The 22,107-nt window shown below is 67.5% G+C and carries 21 protein-coding genes and 1 pseudogene; 9 read left to right on the top strand and 13 right to left on the bottom strand.

From position 1 onward, the window contains the following. Window positions 1–6: 6 nt before the first annotated feature. The 4 genes and pseudogenes from H0B43_RS07355 to H0B43_RS07340 all read right to left on the bottom strand — a co-directional run bounded on the left by H0B43_RS07355 (window position 7) and on the right by H0B43_RS07340 (window position 4,795). On the bottom strand, window positions 7–1,218 hold the full coding sequence (locus tag H0B43_RS07355; RefSeq protein ID WP_185728587.1) for an AI-2E family transporter: 1,212 nt from the start codon (window positions 1,216–1,218) through the stop codon (window positions 7–9). A gap of 77 nt (window positions 1,219–1,295) precedes the next feature. After that, a complete protein-coding gene (locus H0B43_RS07350; protein ID WP_029539499.1) occupies window positions 1,296–1,487 on the bottom strand; it encodes a YbdD/YjiX family protein in 192 nt (63 codons plus the stop codon). Next, window positions 1,480–3,783, bottom strand: coding sequence for a carbon starvation CstA family protein (locus tag H0B43_RS07345; RefSeq protein ID WP_185728589.1), 2,304 nt, complete (start codon window positions 3,781–3,783; stop codon window positions 1,480–1,482). The genes H0B43_RS07350 and H0B43_RS07345 overlap by 8 nt, the downstream gene beginning before the upstream one ends. 126 nt (window positions 3,784–3,909) lie before the next feature. Beyond that, window positions 3,910–4,795, bottom strand: a pseudogene (locus tag H0B43_RS07340) (glutamate synthase-related protein). 97 nt (window positions 4,796–4,892) lie between these two features. On the opposite strand from H0B43_RS07340, the gene H0B43_RS07335 reads away from it, so the two are divergent. Then, the gene (locus H0B43_RS07335) at window positions 4,893–5,300 is read left to right on the top strand and encodes a CD225/dispanin family protein (RefSeq protein ID WP_185728590.1); all 408 of its coding nucleotides are present in this window, start codon (window positions 4,893–4,895) and stop codon (window positions 5,298–5,300) included. Window positions 5,301–5,347: 47 nt separating this feature from the next. After that, window positions 5,348–6,427 carry a redox-regulated ATPase YchF gene (gene ychF / locus H0B43_RS07330; RefSeq protein WP_185728592.1) on the top strand — a complete coding sequence of 360 codons (1,080 nt, stop codon included), beginning with the start codon at window positions 5,348–5,350 and terminating at the stop codon, window positions 6,425–6,427. Between the two features lie 111 nt (window positions 6,428–6,538). Here the strand turns inward: ychF and H0B43_RS07325 are convergent, their stop codons facing one another. The 3 genes from H0B43_RS07325 to H0B43_RS07315 form a co-directional block, all read right to left on the bottom strand. Further along, window positions 6,539–7,048: a hypothetical protein gene (locus H0B43_RS07325; protein ID WP_185728594.1), complete on the bottom strand. Its 510-nt coding sequence runs from the start codon at window positions 7,046–7,048 to the stop codon at window positions 6,539–6,541. Further along, window positions 7,045–7,806, bottom strand: a complete 762-nt coding sequence (locus H0B43_RS07320; RefSeq protein ID WP_185728596.1) for a ParA family protein — start codon at window positions 7,804–7,806, stop codon at window positions 7,045–7,047. The genes H0B43_RS07325 and H0B43_RS07320 overlap by 4 nt, the downstream gene beginning before the upstream one ends. A gap of 140 nt (window positions 7,807–7,946) precedes the next feature. After that, window positions 7,947–9,347 carry an MFS transporter gene (locus H0B43_RS07315; RefSeq protein ID WP_185728598.1) on the bottom strand — a complete coding sequence of 467 codons (1,401 nt, stop codon included), beginning with the start codon at window positions 9,345–9,347 and terminating at the stop codon, window positions 7,947–7,949. A gap of 55 nt (window positions 9,348–9,402) precedes the next feature. Here H0B43_RS07315 and H0B43_RS07310 point away from each other — a divergent pair, with 55 nt between their 5' ends. Next, complete coding sequence (locus tag H0B43_RS07310; protein WP_185728600.1) at window positions 9,403–9,939, top strand: helix-turn-helix domain-containing protein; 537 nt, start codon at window positions 9,403–9,405, stop codon at window positions 9,937–9,939. Window positions 9,940–9,957: 18 nt separating this feature from the next. Here the strand turns inward: H0B43_RS07310 and H0B43_RS07305 are convergent, their stop codons facing one another. The 3 genes from H0B43_RS07305 to H0B43_RS07295 all read right to left on the bottom strand — a co-directional run bounded on the left by H0B43_RS07305 (window position 9,958) and on the right by H0B43_RS07295 (window position 11,756). Continuing rightward, a complete protein-coding gene (locus H0B43_RS07305) occupies window positions 9,958–10,815 on the bottom strand; it encodes a cutinase family protein (protein WP_185728601.1) in 858 nt (285 codons plus the stop codon). 78 nt (window positions 10,816–10,893) lie between these two features. Continuing rightward, the gene (locus H0B43_RS07300; RefSeq protein WP_185728603.1) at window positions 10,894–11,298 is read right to left on the bottom strand and encodes a DUF1304 domain-containing protein; all 405 of its coding nucleotides are present in this window, start codon (window positions 11,296–11,298) and stop codon (window positions 10,894–10,896) included. Then, window positions 11,295–11,756 carry a hypothetical protein gene (locus H0B43_RS07295; protein ID WP_185728605.1) on the bottom strand — a complete coding sequence of 154 codons (462 nt, stop codon included), beginning with the start codon at window positions 11,754–11,756 and terminating at the stop codon, window positions 11,295–11,297. The genes H0B43_RS07300 and H0B43_RS07295 overlap by 4 nt, the downstream gene beginning before the upstream one ends. 86 nt (window positions 11,757–11,842) lie before the next feature. Here H0B43_RS07295 and H0B43_RS07290 point away from each other — a divergent pair, with 86 nt between their 5' ends. Then, window positions 11,843–12,886, top strand: a complete 1,044-nt coding sequence (locus tag H0B43_RS07290; protein ID WP_185728607.1) for a helix-turn-helix transcriptional regulator — start codon at window positions 11,843–11,845, stop codon at window positions 12,884–12,886. Between the two features lie 7 nt (window positions 12,887–12,893). Here H0B43_RS07290 and H0B43_RS07285 read toward each other — a convergent pair whose 3' ends face one another. Together H0B43_RS07285 and H0B43_RS07280 are read right to left on the bottom strand one after the other, a co-directional pair. Beyond that, window positions 12,894–13,304, bottom strand: coding sequence for a hypothetical protein (locus tag H0B43_RS07285; RefSeq protein WP_252189850.1), 411 nt, complete (start codon window positions 13,302–13,304; stop codon window positions 12,894–12,896). Window positions 13,305–13,388: 84 nt separating this feature from the next. Then, complete coding sequence (locus H0B43_RS07280; RefSeq protein WP_185728609.1) at window positions 13,389–15,488, bottom strand: translation factor GTPase family protein; 2,100 nt, start codon at window positions 15,486–15,488, stop codon at window positions 13,389–13,391. 107 nt (window positions 15,489–15,595) lie between these two features. Here H0B43_RS07280 and H0B43_RS07275 point away from each other — a divergent pair, with 107 nt between their 5' ends. Beyond that, window positions 15,596–16,063, top strand: a complete 468-nt coding sequence (locus H0B43_RS07275; protein WP_185728611.1) for an SRPBCC family protein — start codon at window positions 15,596–15,598, stop codon at window positions 16,061–16,063. A gap of 5 nt (window positions 16,064–16,068) precedes the next feature. Here the strand turns inward: H0B43_RS07275 and H0B43_RS07270 are convergent, their stop codons facing one another. Then, window positions 16,069–17,715: an alkaline phosphatase D family protein gene (locus H0B43_RS07270; RefSeq protein ID WP_185728612.1), complete on the bottom strand. Its 1,647-nt coding sequence runs from the start codon at window positions 17,713–17,715 to the stop codon at window positions 16,069–16,071. A gap of 547 nt (window positions 17,716–18,262) precedes the next feature. Between H0B43_RS07270 and H0B43_RS07265 the strand changes: the two genes are divergently transcribed. The 4 genes from H0B43_RS07265 (at window position 18,263) to H0B43_RS07250 (ending at window position 22,082) form a co-directional block, all read left to right on the top strand. Continuing rightward, the gene (locus H0B43_RS07265; RefSeq protein ID WP_185728614.1) at window positions 18,263–18,475 is read left to right on the top strand and encodes a DUF4287 domain-containing protein; all 213 of its coding nucleotides are present in this window, start codon (window positions 18,263–18,265) and stop codon (window positions 18,473–18,475) included. Window positions 18,476–18,592: 117 nt separating this feature from the next. Further along, the gene (htpG, locus tag H0B43_RS07260) at window positions 18,593–20,521 is read left to right on the top strand and encodes a molecular chaperone HtpG (RefSeq protein WP_185728616.1); all 1,929 of its coding nucleotides are present in this window, start codon (window positions 18,593–18,595) and stop codon (window positions 20,519–20,521) included. Window positions 20,522–20,526: 5 nt separating this feature from the next. Beyond that, window positions 20,527–21,516: an SDR family NAD(P)-dependent oxidoreductase gene (locus H0B43_RS07255; RefSeq protein WP_185728618.1), complete on the top strand. Its 990-nt coding sequence runs from the start codon at window positions 20,527–20,529 to the stop codon at window positions 21,514–21,516. After that, entirely contained in the window at window positions 21,513–22,082 is a 570-nt protein-coding gene (locus tag H0B43_RS07250; protein WP_185728620.1) for a mismatch-specific DNA-glycosylase, read from the top strand. Before H0B43_RS07255 ends, H0B43_RS07250 begins: the two co-directional genes overlap by 4 nt. The last annotated feature ends 25 nt before the right edge of the window (window positions 22,083–22,107 follow it).

Genomic DNA, 22,107 nt, shown 5'->3' with positions numbered 1-22,107 from the left:
CGGCGGTCAGTCCGCGGTCGGGGCGACGGCGGACCGGTCGACGGTGACGCCTTCCTGTTCGGCGTCGCCGAGATCCTCGCCGGCGGCGGCGGAGTCGGTGATGTTGCTCTCGGCACTGTGCTCGTCGATCTGTTCACCGATGTAGCGCACCACCACGGCGGCGACGGCGGCGGCGGGCACGGCGAGGAATGCGCCCACGATCCCGAACACGGAACCGCCTGCCGTGACGGCGAGCAGCACCACGACGGCGTGGAGTTTCATGCTCTTGCTCTGCAGCACCGGCTGCAGCACGTTGCCCTCGATCTGCTGCACCACGAGGATGATGATCAGCACGATCACCGCAGTGGTGAGACCGTTGGCGACCAGCGCGACCAGCACCGCGAGGGCACCGGCGACGAACGCACCGACGATCGGGATGAAGCCACCGATGAACGTCAGGATCGCGAGGACCGGTGCGAGCGGCACGCCGAGAATCAACAGCCCGGCGCCGATGAAGACGGCGTCGACGAGGGCGACCAGCGCCTGCGTCCGGATGAACCCGCCGAGCGTGTCCCACATGCGGCCCAGGACCACCTCGAGGTGACGGCCGGCACGGCCGCCGCTGACGGAATGCAGCCACGGGATGAAGCGGGGTCCGTCCTTGATGAAGAAGAACGACAGCACGAGCACGAGGCCGAGCGTGATCAGCAGGGAACTGGCGGTGCTGACACCGGTGAACACCCCGGAGGCAATGACCGTTCCACTCTCCTGAACCTTCACGATGATCGTGTGGATGCCCTGGTCGATCTGATCGTCCTGCAGGTTGATCGGCGGGCCCTTCAACCAGTCCTGTACCTGGTTGATGCCCTGGGTGGCCTTGTTGGCCAGCTCGGGAGCCTGCCTGACGACCGACGGCACGATGCCCGCGATGATTCCGGCCACGACGGCGATGAACACGACGAGCGTCGTCGCGGCGGCCGCAGCCGGGGGGATGCGACGCTTCGTCATCGCCCGCGTCGGCGGCCACAGCACCGTGCACACCACGATGGCCAGGAGAACGGGGAGGACGATCACCCACAGCTTTTGGATGATCCACCCGAACAGCAACGCGCCCAGGGCGATCGCGACCAGGACCAGCGACCACTTGGCGAGCCACATCGCGCCCACCCCGATGAGGTGGCCGCGGTCCGGTTTCGTGACTGTGGTCCCGGACGGTGCCGGGGTTTCCTTCTCCGTCACAGATGGTCCTCCCTACCGTGTCTGCTCAGCCGATCAGTACTGACAGTACTGGGGGTCGGCGGGGAGGCACGGTGAGGTCAGCAGCAGCGGGCACCCGGGTTGGCATCGGCGTCCGCGTAGCGCGCCTTCCAGTACTCGCGTTCGGTCGGCACCTCCGCCTCCGGGTGGTTCCGGCGGAGGTGTTCGACGTATCGGCTGTAGTCGTGGTCGCCCATCAGCGATCCCGTCCACCACCACGCGGTCCGCACCGCGCCCACGACCCTATTCATCATGGTGATGCGCCCTGTCCGTGTGGGTGTGCGCCGCGCCGGGTGCGCGCACCGCGCCCGAAGCGATCAGTTCGTTCCATTCCTTGTCGAGCGCCTTCTCGGCGGACGTGGGGACGAACCCGGCCGGGGCGAAGATCTTCGACGGTTCCTCCGGCGACTCGGTGGTGGGGAGTCCGCCGGCCCGGAACGCCTTGATGCACACGAGTGCTCCGGCCACCACGACGACGAGGACGAGCCCGGCGAACACGATCGACAGGGTGCCCTGGATGAACGTGTTGCGGATGACGGCGTCGATGGCCTCGGGCGTCTTGGCCGAGCCGAAACTGGTCTTGCCGGCTTCCTTCGCGTCCTTGAACGCGGCGTGCTGGGACCAGTAGCCGACGGACGTGTTGGCGGAGAAGATCTTCTGCCACGACGCGGTCATGGTCACGATGAGGTCCCAGACGAGGGGCACACCGGGAATCCAGGCCCACTTGAAGAGGCCCTTCTTCATCACGACGGCGAGGACCACGGTGAGGGCGATCGCGGCGAGCAACTGGTTCGCGATCCCGAACAGCGGGAAGAGCGTGTTGATTCCGCCGAGCGGATCGGTGACACCCATCAGGAGGATTGCTCCCCACAGACCGACGACGGCGAGCGAGCACACCCAGGCTCCGACCCGCCACGACGGATCCTTGAACCGGCGGGCGGCGCCGCCGAAGTTGCCGAGCGAGTCCGACAGCATGAACCGCGCCACCCGGGTTCCGGCGTCGACGGTGGTGAGGATGAACAGCGCCTCGAACATGATCGCGAAGTGATACCAGAACGCCTTGAGGGCGGTACCGCCGAGGAACTGGCTGAGCACTTGCGACATGCCGAACGCGAGGGTGGGGGCACCGCCGGTGCGCGAGATGATCGACTCCTCGTCGACACTCGCCGCGGCCTGCGAGAGGGTGTCCGCGGTGATGTTGGGACTGGACAGTCCGAGACCGTTCACGTACGCGGCCGCGGTTTCCGGGGTGCCCCCGGTGAGGGTGGCCGGCGCGTTGAGCGCGAAGTACAGGTGCTGGTCGATGATGCACGCGGTGACGAGCGCCATGATCGCGACGAACGACTCGGTGAGCATGCCGCCGTAGCCGATCAGGCGTGTCTGCTTCTCCTTCTCCAGCAGTTTGGGGGTGGTGCCGGACGCAATCAGGGCATGGAAGCCGGACAGCGCGCCGCACGCGATGGTGATGAACAGGAACGGGAACAGCGATCCGGCGAACGCGGGACCGTTGCCCTGGATCGCGAACGTAGTGACGTCGGGCATCTGAATGGTGGGCCGGGCGATCAGGATGCCGATGGCGAGCAGGAGGATCGTGCCGATCTTCATGAACGTCGACAGGTAGTCGCGCGGCGCCAGCAGCAGCCACACGGGGAGGACGGATGCGGCGAAACCGTACGCGATCATCAGCCAGGCGATGGTGACCTTGGAGAGGGTGAACCAGTCGGAGCCCCATCCGGTGTCGGCCACCCAGCCGCCCGACACGATGGCCAGGAGCAGCAGTACGACGCCGATCAGCGACACCTCGGCGACCTTGCCGGGACGCAGGTAGCGGAGGTAGACGCCCATGAAGAGTGCGATCGGGATGGTCATGGCGATGGAGAAGACGCCCCAGGGGCTCTCCGCGAGTGCATTGACGACGACGAGGGCGAGCACCGCGATGAGGATGATCATGATGACGAAGACGCCGATCATGGCGGCGACACCGCCGACGACGCCGAGTTCGTCGCGCGCCATCTGTCCGAGGCTGCGTCCGCGGCGTTTCGTCGAGATCCACAGCACGAGGAAGTCCTGCACGGCTCCGGCGAAGACGACGCCGATGATGATCCACAGGGTGCCCGGCAGGTATCCCATCTGCGCGGCGAGGACCGGGCCGACGAGGGGTCCCGCGCCGGCGATGGCGGCGAAGTGGTGCCCGAACAGCACCCGCCGGTCCGTCGGCATGTAATCCTTGCCGTTCTCGAGGATCTCGGCGGGAGTGGCGCGGTCGTCGCGGGGTTGGACGATCTTGCGTTCGATCAGCCGCGCGTAGAAGCGGTACGCGATGAGGTACGTGCAGACGGCGGCGACCACGAACCAGACGGCGTTGATGTTCTCGCCGCGCACGAACGCGATCATCACCCAGGCGATGCCGCCGAGGATGCCGAGGACGGCGAACACGATTTTTGCGGTCGGTGAGATGGGAGTGCGGTCGACGATGCCCACCGGGGGCAGATCCGGATCCGTCTTCAGGTACTCGACCTCGGATTCGGGGGCGGCTCTCAGGGCCATCGCGAACTCCTTCCCAACGTCCCCGTACTCATTGTGTGCCAGGAGGAACGCTGTCGACAGATGCCACATCTCTTGTGGCCCCCGTCACCCTATTGCGCCGACGTTCCGTTCGACGAAAAAACGACGTCAGAAGCGAGTCGAGTCGGCATCGATCCAGTCGGTGAGCCAATCGGACGGCGGATCGTCGAGCAGTTCGCCCGGCATCAGCCACTCGTACAGTTCGGCGTAAGTGCGGGTGGTGACGCCGTCGATGTGACGGTTGAGCATCGCCGGGGTCAGCTGGTCGAAGCTGTCGAGGCCCATGGACGCCACCATCTGCTGGGCGCCGGCCACCGTCGACGCCTGGAACCGGAACACCCTGGCCGCCTTGTCGGGGACGTCGAGTGCGCGGGTCCGCGCCGGGTCCTGGGTGGTCACGCCGACGGGGCAGCGGTTCGTGTGGCACATCTCCCAGATCAGGTCCCGCCGGCGTTGAGCGCTTCGATGGCGTTGGCGGAGAGCGAGCCGAAACTCATCGCCGACACGTTGAGGAGCGCGATGTCGTAGGGGCGTGCGCAGTCGGGCCGCCGAGGCGCACGGTCGGCTGCTCCGGCGGTGCCATCCTCGCTCGCAGCGAGTGGATCATGAACTCGTAGCCGACGGCGTGCACGTCCCGCTCGGTGCCGAACGGCTCCTCGGCGAGGGTGCCCTTGGCGCGCTCGCAGACGAGGTCGCGGGTGTCGCGGTCGAAGGGCGTTCCATCCGTGGACGATTCGACGAAATACTGCTGGATCTCGGGGCGGATCTTCTCGAGCAGGAACCGCGCGTGCCCCAGCACCGGATAGTTCCGCAGAATGCTGTGCCGCCGTTGCAGCAGATCCCACGCCCCAAGGGCCGCCATCGCGAGCAGGAGGACCGCGGCGAACCACCACCCAGTCGCCACACCGAGGGCCAGGGCGAGAGCACCCAGACCGAGGATTCCTATCGCGAGGACGATCAACCAGCGGGTGACTCGCTGAGACTGGAACCTCACATGAGTGCCGATGCGTACTCCGGCGCACTTTCGCACTCACATGGGGGACGGGTGGGATAGTGGACGCACGAGGTCAGCTGCCACGACAGGGGGTGTCATGACGGAGTCACCGAACAATCCGGAATCGTCGAGCAATCCGGTTCCGCCGAAGCCCGGCGACACGGGCGCGTACGGATACCAGTACCCGACCCAGCAACAGCCGCAGTCGCAGCCCTACCCGGGCCAGTACGGGCCACCGCCGCTGCCGCCCTCGAACGCCGGGTGGGCGGTGGCGGCCATCCTCTTTTTCTGGCCGCTCGCGTTCGCCGCGTTCAACCACGTCCACGACGTCTACCCGAAGTGGGTGATGGGCGACTACCAGGGCGCTCAGTACGCGTCCGACCGCGCCAAGGCGTTGGGCAAGATCGCCCTGTGGATCTGGGTGGCGCTGATCGTCGTGTTCGTGATCGGGTACGCCATCCTGATCGTCGCCCTCGTCGCGAACAGCAATACCAACAGCTGGTGAGGGCGATGGTCGTTGTTACGGCCCCGACGCCGTAGAATCCAACGACCGTGAGCCTTACCCTCGGAATCGTCGGACTGCCCAACGTCGGCAAGTCCACCTTGTTCAACGCCCTGACCAACAACGACGTGCTGGCCGCGAACTACCCGTTCGCGACCATCGAACCCAACGTCGGCTTGGTCGAACTGCCCGATCCGCGGCTGTCCGCGCTCGCCGGGATCTTCGGTTCCGAGCGCATCCTGCCCGCGACGGTGTCGTTCGTCGACATCGCCGGCATCGTGAAGGGCGCCTCCGAGGGCGCCGGTCTGGGCAACAAGTTCCTTGCCAACATCCGCGAGGCCGACGCGATCTGCCAGGTGGTTCGCGTGTTCAACGACGACGACGTCGTGCACGTCGACGGGCGCGTCGACCCGGCGTCCGACATCGAGGTGATCGAGACCGAGCTCGTCATCGCCGACATGCAGACGCTGGAGAAGGCCCTGCCGCGTCTGGAGAAGGAAGCGAAGAAGAACAAGGAACTCAAGCCCCTCCACGAGGAGGCGCTGAAGGCGCAGGACATCCTAAACGAGGGCAAGACCCTCTTCAGCGCGAAGGACAAGCTGGACTTCTCGCTGCTGCGCGAGCTGAGCCTGCTCACCACCAAGCCGTTCCTCTACGTGTTCAACGCGGACGAGTCGGTGCTCACCGACGAGGCGAAGGTCGCCGAACTGCGCGCCTCCGTCGCCCCTGCCGACGCGGTGTTCCTCGACGCCAAGGTCGAGCAGGAGCTGCTCGAACTGGACGAGGAGGACCGGCAGGAGATGCTCGACTCCATCGGACAGTCCGAGCCCGGACTGCACGCCCTCGCCCGCACCGGCTTCCACACCCTCGGCTTGCAGACCTACCTCACCGCAGGTCCCAAGGAATCCCGCGCCTGGACCATCCACAAGGGGGACACCGCCCCGCAAGCCGCCGGCGTCATCCACACCGACTTCGAACGGGGCTTCATCAAGGCCGAGATCGTGTCCTTCGACGACCTCGTCGCCGCCGGATCCATGGCCGCCGCCAAGGCCGCGGGCAAGGTGCGCATGGAGGGCAAGGACTACATCATGGCCGACGGCGACGTGGTGGAGTTCCGCTTCAACGTCTAGACCCCTCGGTCACCGGACTGTTTGCCGTCGCTCGGCCGGTAACCAGGCGCCGGCCACGACCCACCGGCGAGCCGGTGGGTGTCGGTGTCGTCGTGGCTGCTTTTGGGCGGGCTAGGTGATGCGTGGACCCCGGGCGAGTGCGGCACCGCGCGGCGGGAAGGGTTCGCCGTTGTTGTACCTGCGTTCGAGAACGGCGAGGTAGTGGGTGAGCGCTTCGTCGACGAGGTTGGTCCAACTGTCGGGGGCGCCGGCGATGTGGCCGATGGCGGCGACGGCATTCTTGCCATTCTCGGCCTTGGCGCGGGTGATGGAGACGGATTCCTGCCTCTTGTCCGCGGCGATCCGTCTGGTGGTCTTCTTTTCCTCTCGGAGGGCCACCGGCGCCGATTGGGGTTCGGCTGCTGCGCCCTGTCCGACGTCCACGCACTGTTCGATGAGGTTCGGCAGTCGTGGCTTGCGGCGTTCGAGGGGGTTGTTGACCAGTCCGGGTTTCCGTGTCACGCCCGTCAGGAGGTCCTTCCGGCGAGTTCGCGAGTACGCCTCGTCCTGGTGAGCACCGGTGCGGGGCTGGCGGCGTTCGAGGGGGTTGTTGGCGAGTCCGGCTTTACGAGTCGTGCTCATCGGTGGTCCCTTTCGACGAGTTCTTGGGCGGCGTCGCGGTAGGCGCGTGCTGCGGAGGACGACGGTGCCCACCTGACGACGGGCTCTTCGGCGCTGTAGCTTTCGCTGACGCGGACGGACTTCGGGATGATGGTGTGCATCGTCTGCTCGGGGTAGGTCTCGCGGAGCGCGGCCAGGACCTGCTGGTCGATGACTTGGCCGAGTTCGACACGGCCGCACAGAATGTGGTTGAGCCGCGCAGTGGGGTTGAGCAACTCGACCTGCTGGGTGATGTAGTTCTCGATCCGCATGAGCGCCTCGAGTTCCATGGCTCCCGTCATGACGGCGGCGAGAACTTCGGTGCAGGCGACGAGTGCGCTGATGGTCAGATGGTCGAAGTCTCCCGGGCAGTCGAGGAGGTTGAAGTCGACCTCGGGGGCGCCGGCGAGGGCTTTGCGCAGAATGCCGTGTGCACCGGGCTTCTTGAGGAAGTAGGGCCCGACGGAATCGAGTTCCTTGGTGGCAGGAACGAGGTGGATCCCGGACGCGGTGATGGTGGTGGCTTCTTCGATGCTCGCCACCAACATGAGTACCGACAGGACATCGTTGTCGACGGCTTCTGGTGTGGCGCCGAGCCACGTGGTGGCGTTGCATTGTGGGTCGAGATCGACGACGCGGACGGTGTAGCCGGCTTCGACGAGGGCTTGGGCGAGGTTGACCGTGCTCGTGGTCTTGGTGGAGCCGCCTTTATGGTTGACCACTGCGATGGTGCGGGTCATATGAGCCTGTCCCTTCGTGAACATATAGTGACGTAGCTCAAGATACTGAACTTGGCCCTGGCTCGTGGATGACCCGCCGATCCGAGCTGGGAGCGAGCGGTGCTCTACCTCACTGAAACGCCCAGCACTGCGTTCCGATATCAACGTCGGGATGCGGTTCCCCGCACGAGTACTCCGACGACTGCCGCGCCGATGAGGGAGATCAGCCCGGTGGTGACGGCGGCGTGGTTCCAGCCCGACGTCATGCCGTCGACGGTGCCCGCCGGGTCGAGGGCGATGATGCTGACGACGGTGACGCCGATGGACGAGCCGAGGTAGCGGGCGGTGTTGTTGGCGCCGCTGCCGAGTCCGCCCTGGTCGGCGGGGACGCTGGCAACGGCTTGGCGTCCGAGGCCGGCGTTGAGCAGTCCGCTGGCGACGCCGGCGAGCAGTAGTCCCGGGACCAGTCGCAGGAGGGACGAGTCGGGGGGGAGGCCGGTCATCGTGAGCATGGCGATGCCGACGCCGGCGAGTCCGATGACCAGTTGCGGTGACCCGGCGAGCCGTGCGGGAAGTGTTCGCGCCAGCAGCGACGCGACGACGCTCGTGCCCGACCACAGCGCGATCACGCCGGCGGCCGCGAGTGTGCTGACGTGCATCGTCTTGACCAGGAACGTGCACGCGAACGACATCAGCCCGATGATGCCGGCCCCGGTTGCAAGGGCTGCGAGAGTGGCGGCGAGGAAGTCGCGTCGGCGGAACAGCGCGAGATCGAGCATCGGGTAGGGCCGTCGCCGTTCGACCGCGACGAAGGCGATCGTGAACATGGCCGCGCCCGCGCCGCAGAGCACGGTGGCGGTGGTGTTGCCCTGCCTGCCCTCGACGAGTGCGACGAGCACCAGGACCATCGCGGCGCACAGCGTGACCGCGCCCGGCACGTCGATCCGCTTCGGGACGGCGGAGCGTGACTCGGCCAGCGACCGGGTTGCGACCTGTCCGATCACGAGCGACGCGACGGCGAGCGCCCAGTACAGACCGCGCCACCATCCGGCGAGGTCGAGGAGGCCCGCGAGCACGGGGCCGACGGCGATTCCGGCGCCGCCGCTCGCGCCCCAGATTCCGCTCGCGGTCGCGCGGGCCGCCGGTGTGGTGAAGGCGTGCGCGACGGCGCCGAGACTGGCCGCGATCAGTGCTGCGCCCGCGACACCCTGGATCAGCCGCCCGACGATGAACAGGACGGGTTCGTGACTGACCGCGCCGATCACCGCGCCCAGGGCGAGAAGCCAGGTGCCCCAGTGGAACACCCGGCGCCGTCCGTAGTCGTCGGCGAGCGCGCCCGCGGTCAGCAGGACTGCGGCGAGGCCGACACTCATCGAACTGAGAATCCACGTCTGCGCTGCCGGGCCCGCCGACAGTGCGGCGGCAACGGTGGGCAGGTTGCCGAGCGGGGCGCAGAACGCGACGAGCGCGACGAACGTCCCGAGCGACGCGACGGACAGCGTGGTCCCCGGGCGGGGTGAGCGTGTGGGGATCGGCGCGGCAACCGCAGTTGGTCTGTTCACGAGACTGAACTTAGAACTATTTTGGTCTGGTGACAAGACTGAATTGCGCTAGCATGTGGGAGTGGCACTGGGAACCGGGTACTCACAGCAGAACTGCAACCTCGCTCGCGCGCTCGAAGTGGTGGGTGAGCGGTGGACGATGCTCGTGCTCCGTGACTGTTTCTACGGCGTCCGCCGCTTCAGTGATCTGCTCGCCCACCTCGACATCTCCCGCGCCGTCCTGACGGATCGACTGGTGGCTCTCGTCGACGCCGGAGTGTTGGTTCGCGTGGCCGACGGGGGTCATCCCGAGTACGAACTCACCGAGGCCGGAAAGGCACTGTGGCCGAGCATCTATGCGCTCTCGCAGTGGGGTGAGCAATATGCGTCGCCCGGCAGCTACCCCGGCCGCGTGTTCTCGCACGCCGAGTGCGGCACCCGGCTCGATCGCTTCGGGCGGTGCCCCGACTGCGGCTCGATCCCGGGGCCGGAAGACCTGGTGGTCGCGCCCGGGCCGGGGGAGGCGGTGCATCCTCGCAGCGACGCCGTCGCCGTGGCGTTGCGTCAGCCCCGCCGGATGCTCACCCCGCTGCCTTCGCGCACGCAGGCATGAGTCTGACGGGCGTGAGTCTTACGCCGCGATGCGCACGGGCGGTTCGAACGTGGCCCGCACCTGCAGCCACTGGGCGAGGATCTGGCATCCGGTGAGCCCGCTCGCGTCCAGTGGTTCGCTGGCGTACGCGATGTGCCGACCGCCCCGCGCATTGACGATGCGCACGCCGCACCAGGCCAGGCGCGGCGGCAGGTAGCCCAGCACCTCGTTCACGGCGGTTCGGCAACGTCGCAGGTCGGTGCGCCATTGCCGAGGGCAGATACGCGTCTTGTGTGCATTCTGGAAGCTGTTGTGCCGAAGCAACTCCCACGTCTGCGCGAGCCAGGTCCGACGCGTGCGAAACGACATCCACCGGGTGAGGTCCGCGATGTCGCGCACATAGCTGTCTTCGCTGGCATTGCAGATCATGTCGTCCGGGTGCGCGATCCATTGGACCGGCACGGTGTCGGGAATCGGCGGTCCGACGCCCGCGACACCCCGTCCACCGCATCCCGGGACCGCACCCGCCGGTTGCTCGGGGTCGGAGACCAGACCGACGGCGCGGAGGTTGCCGGCGCGGAGGGCACCAATGGCGATCTGCCCGAGGACCTCGCGGATCACCGTGCATCCCTGCGAGTACCCGACCAGCATGACCTGTCCGGGCGCGTCGTCGATGGCGTCGATCAACCGTCGCATCCCGACCTCGGTGCTCTGACGGTAACTGAGCCCGCCGGCGGCGACCGGCCCGTACGACGCCGGATAGCCGACCCACCGGGACGCGAAACGGTCGTCGAGGGCGTCGGTGACCTCGCGCAGCAGTCCGGAGACGTGGCGCCGGTGGTCGTCGGGGTGGGATTCTCCGGTACCACCGACAGCGAGAACGGTCACCTGGGCCATGGCTCCATCATGCCGACCGGGAGTAAGATCCGTTCGGTCGATCCTGAGAAGTTCCTGGCAATCGAACGGCCGAAGTTGTCACCCGATCGCCAGCGCGATCAGTGCGACCAGCGGAGGCACGCTTTGGGACAGTGCGCCGACGACACCGTCGCCACGCCGGCGGCTGAGCGCCATGCGGTCCGAGACGGCCAGCGCGACGCCCGCCAGGCACATGAACGTGCAGATGTAGAGGACGAGGGTGCGGCCCGGAGCGGCCTGCCCGGCCCACCACAGGACCACGCCGGTGGCGGCTCCGGCCGCGAGGAAGAAGTTGTAGAAACCGACGTTGAACGCCCAGAGATGGGCGGCGTGCACGTCGCTGTCCGGAATGCGGAAGATGCCCTCGTGCACCGACGGCCTGTGGAACAGGACCGACTCCCACACGAACGCCAGCAGGTGCACGGCGGCGGCGATCAGGGTGGCGATCTGCGCGACGAGGATCATGGCGCACCCGCCCCGGTCGCGAGTGCGACGCCGTAGCTGTCGGCGACCTCGCGCAGCAGTCGGGCCGCTTCCTCCGGCGCGTGGCCGTGTCCGGTCGCGTCGAGTTCGGCGAAGAAACCACTGTTGGCGGTCCCGGCGACGACGAGGAGGAAGCCGGCTGCCTCGGAGAGGACCGTGAACGTATTCATCGTCCTCGCCTCGATGACGATGGTTTCACCCGGCTCGAGTTCGTACCCGGTGTCCCCGGCCTGGACGAGGATCCGGCCGCGCAGCACGTGATACGACTTGGACCACGGCTCGGCGTGGCGCCGGCCGGGCGCTCCGCGGGGTGCTTCGACGAGGAACACTTCGTATGCCCCACCGGCGCGACCATCGCCGACCAGGACCGTGATATCGGCGTCCGGCACGGTGAGGCGCCGGCCGTCGCCTGCTCTGACTACATGAACGTTGGTGGACATACTGCAACGCTATGATCGGCGCACGCCGCGGCCCATCCCCGAAATCTGGGATGGTGGTGTGCCTGTGACCAGCGCATACTGTGTTCATGCTGGAGGTCCGGGCGGAGAAATTGCGCCGCGAGGTGCTCGCCTTCGCGGGAGCGGGCACCGGTGTCACGCAACTCCACGAGCGGGCCATCGAACTGGTCGGTGACACGGTGCGCAGCGACCTGACGTGCTGGGCGATGCTCGACCCGGAAACGCTCGCGATCAGTTCGATGACCAGCGGGCGCTGCCGGATAGCGCAGCGGTACGAACCTCTGCTCGCCGAATCGGAGTACAACGGCGACGATCCGGGGACGTTCGCCGAACTCGCCCGCAGCGGCCGCACCGTCACCCGTGCCTCGGATCTGCCCGCCGCCGAGGTCACGCGCAGCCTCCGGCACGCTGCGGTCTGGGGGCCGCTGGGGCTGCGCAACGAGGTCCGCATCGTGTTCCGCGTCGACGGTGTGTGCTGGGGCGCAGCCGGATTCGTGCGGTCCGGGCCGGATTTCACCGAACGCGACCTCGAGTTCCTGACGCTCGTGGCCCCCGGGTTGGCGGCCGCGACGCGGGCCGCATCCGTACACGCCCCGGCGGTGTCCCGCGACTGCGATCAGGGTCCGGCAGTGGTGCTCACGGATGCGACGGGTGACCCGGTGGCCCTGACCGCCGCCGCCCGCGGCTGGCAGGACCGATTCGACGAAGTCGCCCCGGGCAGGCTGGCGTTGGTGCTGCGGGCCGCGACCTTCGGGGCGCGTTCCAGCAGTGCGGGCATCTTCAAGGCGCGGATCCGCGATGCCGAGGGCGGCTGGATTCTGGTGCGCGCCACGGCATTGATCGGAGCCGACGAACCGCAGACGGTGGTCACCGTCGAACCTGCGGGCGACGGTGAGCTCACCGGGCTGCTGCTCGCGGCCTATGCGGTGACGGCCCGCGAACGAGACGTGTGTGCGGACGTGCTGGCCGGCTACGCGACGTCCGAGATCGCGGACCGCCGCGGGATCACGGTGAACACCGTCCAGGACCACCTGAAATCGGTCTACGCGAAGGCGGGGGTCCGCAGCCGCGCGGAACTCGCCGCACGGCTGCGGACCGGTCGCGAGAACTAGCGACGGCTCACGACCCGCTGGTCCCGGTTGCCGGCGAGGAGCATGCGGCCTGCGCGGTAGCCCATGTCGTGCTGTCGACCCCTGGAGGTGCGGCCGACGCGTCCGGCGCGCCACCCTGCGGCGGAGCGGAACCATCGCCGCCGCCGGGCGGTGCCATCTCGCCACTCGGCGGTGCCATTCCGCCCGGTGCGCCGCCGCCGGCCTGGTCGGGTGGCGCGGGCACGCCGTTCTCCTCCAGGCAGGCCTGGAGTTCGTCGCTCATCGCCGCGGGCGCGGTGCCGTCCTGCACGACCGTGCTGCCGGTGCCCGTCGACGAAGTCTCGGACGAAGACTCGCCCGAGCTGCACGCGACGACGGAACACGCGAGGCCTGCCGCCATCGCCGCTCCACCGAGGCCGCGAACCAATTGTGAACGCATGATCGATGCCCTCCCCCTGTGAGTGAGACACCACTACACCGCGGAACGCTGTGAGAACACTGCGCGCACGCTGGAAGGCGACTGTCAGCGCGGTTCGGGCCGCTCCTGGTAACACTTGAATTCGAGGGCGAGGCGGCCGCGCCCGTGCGTCATGGAGCGCAGTGCGACGGGGTAATCGGTGATCTCGCTCGACGGGACGGAGGCGATGACGGTGATCTCGCCGTCACCTGCCGGTTCGGTGCCCTCGATCTGGCCGCGCCGCCGGCCGAGATCGGCCATCACGTCACCCTGCAGCGTCGCGGGCACCGTGACCTCGACGTGATCGACCGGTTCGAGGACGAGTGTGCCGACCTTGTCGATGGCGGCGCGAAGGGCGAGCGCCCCCGCCATCCTGAAGCTGAAGTCGTCGGAGTCGACCGAATGGTGTTTGCCGTCGAGGACGGTGGCCCGCAGGTCGACGAGCGGAAACCCGTGCCGCCCTCCGCGTCCCATCGATTCCGCGATCCCCTTGCCGACCGCCGGAATGAGCGACTTGGGAATCACCCCACCGCGGGTCTCGTCGACGAAGTCGTAGCCCTCGTCCCGGGGGAGCGGCTCGAAGCGGACCGTCGCCACCCCGAACTGGCCGTGCCCGCCGCTCTGCTTCTTGTGCCGGCCCTCCGTCTCCACCGGACCGAGCAGCGTCTCGCGATAGGCGATCTTCACGGGTTCGGTCTGGAGCGTGATGCCGTATCGGCGCTTCAACCGGGTCAGCGCGACCTGGACGTGCACGTCGCCGGCGCCCCGGACCACCGTCTGGTGGGTTTCGCTGTCGCGCGTCACCTCCAGCGTCGGGTCGTCGCTGACGAGTTCGGCCAGGGCGGTCGCGAGTTTGTCCTCGTCGCCCGCGCTTTCGGCGGCCACCGCAATCCCGTACACGGGCCGTCGGTGCTCGATCGGCGGCACGGTCAGCGCGGCACCGATCGGTGCGAGCGTGTCACCCGTCGCCACGTCGGTGAGTTTGATCGCCCCGACGATGTCGCCCGCCTCCGCCGTATCGATCGCGGTGTGTTTGCTGCCGAGGACGCGCAGCAGATTGTGCAGGCGCTCCTTCGCTCCGGTGCGCTGGTTCACGAGGACCTCGTCGGCGTGCACGGTGCCGGACAGGATCTTCACCAGCGCCACCTGCCCGACATATTCGTCCGTCTGCGTCTTGAAGACGTACGCGAGCGGATCGCCAGACGGATCACACATCACCGTGGCGACCCCGTCACCCCGCACTTTGGCGACCCCGTCACCCCGCACTTTGGCGACCCCGTCACCCCGCACTTTGGCGACCCCGTCACCCCGCACTTCGATGCCCGGGGCCTCCGACGGTGCCGGCGCGATCCGGCACACGAAGTCGAGCAACCGGTCGACGGCGATCGCATCGACGGCGGACCCGCACAACACCGGCCACAGCGAGCCCCCGGCGAAACCCGCGCGGAGGGCGTGCTCGAGTTCGGCGACGGAGATGTCGTCGCCGTCGAGATACTTCGAGAGCAGATCGTCCTCGATCTCGACCACGTCCTCCACGAGGTGCTCGTGCTGTTCGTGCTCGCGTTCCGCGATGTCGGCGGGCAGCTCGTCGCTCGTGTTCGCCGACCCGGTGTCGTAGAGGATGACGTGTTCGGTGAGCAGGTCGGCGACCCCCGTGAACGCCGACGCCTCGCCCACCGGCAGATCGACCGGCTCGACCCCGGACCCGAAATGGTCGCGGATCCCGGACAGGACGGCATCGAACGACGCCCGCTCCTTGTCCATCTTGTTCACGAACAGGATGCGGGGGATGGAACGCTCACCGGCCGCCTGCCACAGCAACTCGTCGTTCACCTGCAGACCGCTGACGCCGTCGATCACGAACACGGCGACGTCGGCGACGCGGAGTGCGGTCATCGCGTCGCCCACGAAATCGGCGTACCCCGGCGGGTCGAGCAGGTTGATCCGGTAGTCGCCCCACGAGAACGACGCCAGGCCGAGCGCCAGCGACTGGGTGCGATCGTGTTCCTCCGGCTGGGTGTCGAGCACCGTGTTGCCGACTTCGACGCGGCCCGGCCGCGTGACCACACCGGCGCGGTACAGCATCGCCTCTGCGAGCGTCGTCTTGCCGTTGCCCTGATGTCCCACCAGAGCGATATTGCGGATCAGATCGGTCTCGGTCGTCACGGCTACCCCCACCGTCTATGGGTCGTCCCCGACGATACCGCGCGCGCCACCGGCGATGAGGCGTTATCTTCTGTCCGCAGACCCCCGAGACCCGAACGGAGACCGACATGGCAGCGGACGAGTTCCTCGTCGAACGTTCCACCGTCATCGATGCGAGCCCCGAGGTCGTTCAACCGCTTCTCGACGACTTCCGGCAGTGGCAGTCGTGGTCGCCGTGGGAGGGCGTCGATCCGGACCTGAAGCGCACGTACACCGGCCCCGCGTCGGGGGTCGGCGCCGCCTACGCGTGGGAGGGCAACCGGAAGGCGGGCGCGGGATCGATGGTGATCACCGAGTCGGTCCCGGGATCGAAGGTCGTGCTGGACCTGAAGTTCGTCAAACCGTTCAAGGCGGACAACGTCACGACGTTCCTCCTCGAGCCGAACAGCGCCGGGACCACCGTCCGCTGGCGGATGACAGGAAAGAACAACCGATTCTTCAAGCTCCTCGGAGCAGTCTTCTCGATGGACAAGATGGTGGGCAAGGACTTCGAGAAGGGACTCGCGCAACTGAAGGCGAAGGCCGAGGAACGGTAGAAGTCCTACTCGGTCGCCAAGTCCAGATCAGTCATCGTCCTGAATCGGGGTGTGCCGTCGCCGCCGTCGGTGGCCTGCTCCATCACGAGGCGGGCGGTCCGCCCCTTCAGGTGGAGGGTCGCCACCTGATCGCCGAAGAAGGGTCCGGCGAGGTTGGACCAGTCGAGGGGGACCGGCGGTACTCGGGAGATCCGGCCGAGGATGAAACGCACCGTTCGCTCGGTGGCGCGCCACCAGGAGATCCGGAACGTCACCTTCATCGCGGCCGGGACGTAGTTGTGCAGGGGAGAGCACGTCAGCTGATAAACAAGTGACTGCACCGGCTCGGGGTAACGGGCCTGCGCGGCGTACGCGTGGTGGACGTCGCCGGACAGCACCGAGATGGTGGACGGCGCCCGGCCGCCGGGACCGGATTTCCGCCCTCGTCCGACCTCGGCGAGGAGGCGGGCGAGGCGGTCGAACGAATCGCGGAACGCCGCCCAGTGCTCCAGGTCGGCGCCCCGCCGGACCTTCTCCGCCAAGGCCGCCACGCGAGGACCGCGCGATCCGCCCGCGAGGCGTTCGTCCCAGGATTCCAGGTCGTGCAGGGCACGCGGCAGCAGCCACGGCAGCGACGTTCCGATGAGCAGATGGTCATAGTCGCCCTCGGTCTCACGCTCGATCCACGAGAATTCGGGGTCGGACACCATCTCGCGGCGACCGCCGGCGAGGACGCGACCGCACCGTGAGTCGATGACGAGGAGCCGCGCGGCCCCGAGGTCCCGGCGGTACGACCATTGCGTGCCCTTGGCCCCGTCCGCCTCCTCGTCGGCGGCGGACGCGAATTCGCGGAGCATCGGTTCGACGTCGCCACCGTGCTTCCGAACACGTTGGTACAGGTCGTTTTCGGCGAGATGACTCGGAGCCAGGTTCCCGAGGTGCTGGTAGACCCAGTACGAGGACAGTGCGCCGACGATGCGCTCCTCCCACCACGAGGTCGCCTCGAGTTCGTCGCGCCAGGACTGGGAGGTGTTCCAGTCGTCCCGGACGTCGTGGTCGTCGAAGATCATGGACGTGGGCACCGTCGACATCAGCCACCGCACCTGCGGGTCCGACCACGACTCGGCGTAGAGCCAGGTGTACTCCTCGAAATTACGCACCTGTGGTCCGGGCGGCTCGTTCACGTCGTGGATCTCGGCGACGCGGGCCTCCGTCTCCGGCGACAATTCGTCCGCGTACACCTGATCGCCGAGCAGCAGCAGGGCGTCGGGCCACTGCTCCGGGGGCTGTTCCGCCATCCGCACCGCGTACGCGTCCAGGGCGTCGGCGCCGAGATGCCGGTTGTCCTCCGTCGACGACATCGTCGCGAACCGGCACGACCCGAACGCCAGCACGAGCGTGTCGTCGTCCTCGTCGAGGGTGTGGATGCGGGACGGCACCGCGTTCGGCAGCGGCCACACCGGCCGGCCGTCGAGCGTCACCTCGTACGGCGTGCTCGAACCGGGCTCCAGCCCCTCCACGACGACGAGCGCATAATGGTGGCCCGACACGTTCCATGTGCGTTCCTCGTGGCCGAGCACCCTCACGGTGCACGCCTCGGAGGTCTCGACCCACACCGTCGCATCGCACGTGCCGACATGCCTGAGCAGCGGCCCCAGAATCAACTCCGCCACGACGTCACCCGGCCGGAACATTCACGCGTGACCGATACATGCGATCAGCCTACGGACCCCCGCACGACGGCGAGGACGCTTCTGCGCATGAGGAGTCGTTCGGGGGCACTTGTTCCGACTACGCGGTTTCGAGTCTCGGTAGCTGCGTGAAGTCGAAGCCGATCTGATGATGAACCGGATTCTTGGGGCAGACCCATTTCACCGCCGATCGATCTTCGGTGGGTTGGAGTCGCATGTAACTCTCCGTCGGGCACCACAGGCAGCGCGCAATCGGGACTGTGAGGAAGGTTTGTGCTCGGGCATCTCTGTCACGATGGCAACGACGATACTTAAAGAAACTCCAGCGACTGACAGCCAATTGTCCGGTAACCACACGCGACGTTTTACATGACGGTACATCTCGGTTCGGTGTTCGAACGGATCGCTGGTGATTGGGGGTACCGGGAGGTCTCGCGGCGGCTCGCCGAATGGGTGCATCCCGCCTGACGTCGCCTCGAAGGTGCCTGTCGGACAGTGCGTGTCGGTGGGTGCCGATAGTCTCCGGTACATGGCTGAACCAGTGAAGGGTCCCGCGTCGTACTTCCCGTCGATCGAGGAGAAGTACGGCCGGCCGATCAGCGAGTGGAAGACGCTCATCCGTTCGTCCGAGCTGACCGGGCACATGGAGTTGGTGAGCTGGCTGAAGTCCGAGCACGGGCTCGGTCACGGCCATGCCAACGCACTGGTCGCGCACACCCTGAAGGAGGACGCTGCCGGGTGACGGCGGGTGTCACCGCGATCCCGGACCCGTCGCCGCACAGAATCCGGGTTGTGGCCGCGGGCTATCATTTCGACGACGAATCTGGTGTCGAGGGTTCTGCTGTCGAAGGGAATCGAAGTGAGCACGAATATCGAACAACTGGAGTTCCAGGCGGAGACCCGCCAGCTCCTGGACCTCATGATCCACTCGGTGTACTCCAACAAGGACTCGTTCCTGCGGGAGCTCATCTCCAACGCCTCGGACGCGCTGGACAAGCTGCGGCTCGAGGCGTTCCGCAACAAGGATCTCGACGTCGACACGTCGGACCTGCACATCGAGATCGAGGTCGACGCGGAGAACCGCACACTCACCGTCCGGGACAACGGCATCGGCATGTCGCACGAAGAGGTCGTCGACCTCATCGGCACGCTGGCCAAATCCGGCACGGCGGACCTGCGCCGCAAGCTGCGCGAAGCGAAGGACGCCGCCGCATCCGAGGAACTGATCGGACAATTCGGCATCGGCTTCTACTCGACGTTCATGGTCGCCGACAAGGTGACCCTGCTGACGCGGAAGGCCGGCGAGAGCGAGGCCACGCGCTGGGAGTCGAGCGGCGAGGCGACGTACACGATCGAAGCGGTCGACGACGCGCCGCAGGGCAGTTCCGTCACCTTGCACCTCAAGCCCGAGGACGCCGAGGATCACCTCCACGACTACACGTCGGAACGGAAGATCAAGGAACTCGTCAAGCGGTACTCCGACTTCATCGCGTGGCCGATCCGGATGGACGTCGAACGCCGGGTCCCCGCGGAGGGTGACGGCGAGGACGAGGTCACGAAGACCTCGGAAACGATCAACTCGATGAAGGCGCTGTGGGCGCGCTCGAAGGACGACGTCTCCGAGGACGAGTACAAGGAGTTCTACAAGCACATCGCCCACGCCTGGGACGAGCCGCTCGAGGTCATCCCGATGAAAGCGGAGGGCACGTTCGAGTTCCAGGCCCTGCTGTTCATCCCCTCGCATGCGCCGTTCGACCTGTTCATGCGGGACGGCAAGACGGGTGTGCAGCTGTACGTCAAGCGCGTCTTCATCATGGACGACTGCGACCAGCTGATGCCGGAATACCTCCGCTTCGTCAAGGGTGTGGTGGACGCACAGGATCTGTCCCTCAACGTGTCGCGTGAGATCCTCCAGCAGGACCGGCAGATCCGCGCCATCCGGCGCAGGCTCACCAAGAAGGTCCTCACCACGATCAAGGATCTGAAGACGGAACGGCCTGACGACTACCGCACGTTCTGGGCGGAGTTCGGCCGCGCGGTCAAGGAAGGCCTGATGTCGGACGCCGACAATCGGGATGCGTTGCTGGGCATTTCGTCGTTCGCGTCCACGCACAGCGAGGAGGAGCTGACCTCCCTCGAAGACTATGTGGCGCGGATGAAGGACGGCCAGGAGCAGATCTTCTACGCGACCGGCGACTCCCGGCAGCTGCTGGAGAGCTCGCCGCACATGGAGGCGTTCCGCGCGAAGGGCTTCGAGGTGCTGCTGCTGACCGACCCGGTGGACGAGATGTGGGTCGGTGCTGTTCCGGAGTTCGACGGGAAGTCGTTCCAGTCGATCGCCAAGGGCGAGGTCGATCTCGACACCGAGGAAGACAAGAAGGCGCACGAGTCCGAGCGGGAGGAGCAGGAGAAGGACTTCGCCGGCCTGCTCTCCTGGATGGCCGACGCGCTGAGCGAGCAGGTCAAGGAGGTGCGGCTGTCGACCCGGCTGACGACGTCTCCGGCCTGCATCGTCGGCGACGCGTTCAGCATGTCGCCGGCGCTCGAGCGGATGTACCGCGCGTCGGGGCAGCCCGTCCCCACCACCAAGCGCATTCTCGAGCTGAACCCGACCCACCCGCTGGTCTCCGGACTGCGGGAGGCTCACGGCGCACGCGACGATGACCCGGCGCTGGGGGAGACCGCGGAACTCCTCTACGGCATGGCATTGCTGGCCGAGGGCGGCGAACTCGACGATCCGGCCCGGTTCACCACGATGCTCGCCAACCGCCTCGCCAGGACGGTGTAGAACCGTTGCTGGTACTGGTCACGGGGGGAACGGGTTTCATCGGGGCGTGGAGCGCGAAGGCGGCGGCGGACGCCGGCCACCGGGTGCGGTTCCTCGTCCGGGATCCGGCCCGCCTCGTGACCAGTGCGGCGGCGCTCGGACTCGACACGTCCGATCACGTCGTCGGTGACATCACGGACGCGGACTCGGTGCGGCGTGCGCTGGAGGGCTGCGACGCCGTCATCCACGCCGCCGCCGTGGTCGCGGTCGACCCACGGCGCGCGGACGAGATGCTGCAGACCAACCTCGCGGGCGCGCGGAACGTGCTGGGAACCGCCGTCGAGATGGGTCTCGACCCGATCGTGTACGTCTCGAGCATCGCCGCCCTGTTCCAGCCGGGAGTCGGGGTGCTCACCCCGGAACTGCCGGTATGCGGACCGCCCGACGCCTATGGCCGGAGCAAGGCGCGCGTCGAGCACTACGCGCGCAACCTGCAGGCCGGCGGAGCCCCGCTCGCCATCACCTACCCGGGTATGGTCGTCGGCCCGCCCGCCGGCAACCAGTTCGGCGAAGCAGCCCAGGGCGTCGAGGCCGCTGTCCGTCTGCGCTTTCTGCCCGGCCGGAGTGCCGCGTGGACGATGGTCGACGTCCGTGAGGTGGCGAGCGCGCACGCGGCCCTGCTGGAGCCGGGGCATCGCGCCCGGCGATACATGCTCGGCGGTCCGCGGATTCCGATCGCCGGGATCGCCGACATGCTCGCCGCGATCACCGGCAAACGCATGGGTGTGCTCCCGGTTCCGGACACCGCTTTGCGTCTGGTGGGCAGGCTGGTGGACGCTGTAGACCGGTTCATTCCGTTCGACACACCGGTCTCGGAGGCCGCGATGGAGTACTACACGCGGATGCCGGACACGGACGACGGGCCGAGCGAGAGCGAACTGGGTGTGAAGTACCGCGATTCCGCCGAGACGCTGGCGGATACCGTCGCGGGGCTGACGGACGCGGGCCGGCTGTGAGTTTCACGCGGGCGGAGTTGGAGTCGTTCCGGGACGCCGAGGTCGCAGATCTCATCGGACCGGGATGCCGCCTGCTGTTCGTCGGTATCAACCCGGGACTGTGGACGGCCGCGACCGGTGCGCATTTCGCGCGGCCGGGCAACCGTTTCTATCCGGCACTGCTGGCCGCCGGGATCATCGAGCGGGCGATCGATCCGACGTCCGGCATGTCCGACGAGGATCGTGATCACCTGATCGGACGCGGTGTCGGCATCACCAACCTGGCCCCGCGCGCCACCGCGAAGGCGGACGAGTTGACCGGCGGGGAACTGGCCGTGGGAGCCGAGCGCCTGCGCGGCGTGGTCCGTGACATCGCGCCGCGGGTGGTCGCCGTCGCCGGGATCACCGCCTATCGCACGGCTTTCGGGGATCGTGCGGCGAAGAAGGGCAGGCAACCGGGTGATCTCGAGGGCGCGGAACTGTGGCTGGTGCCCAATCCCAGTGGCCTCAACGCCCACGAGACGGTCGCCACGCTGGCGGCGTCGTATCGGGAGGCGGCGACCCGGGCCGGAATCGTCTCCGGTTGACCGGGCAGATCGCTAGGCTGCGGAG

The sequence above is a fragment of the Rhodococcus sp. 4CII genome (assembly GCF_014256275.1).
Lineage (GTDB): Bacteria > Actinomycetota > Actinomycetes > Mycobacteriales > Mycobacteriaceae > Rhodococcus_F > Rhodococcus_F wratislaviensis_A.
Note: the sequence above shows the minus strand (reverse complement) of the source record. Positions and strands in the feature narration are given on the sequence as shown.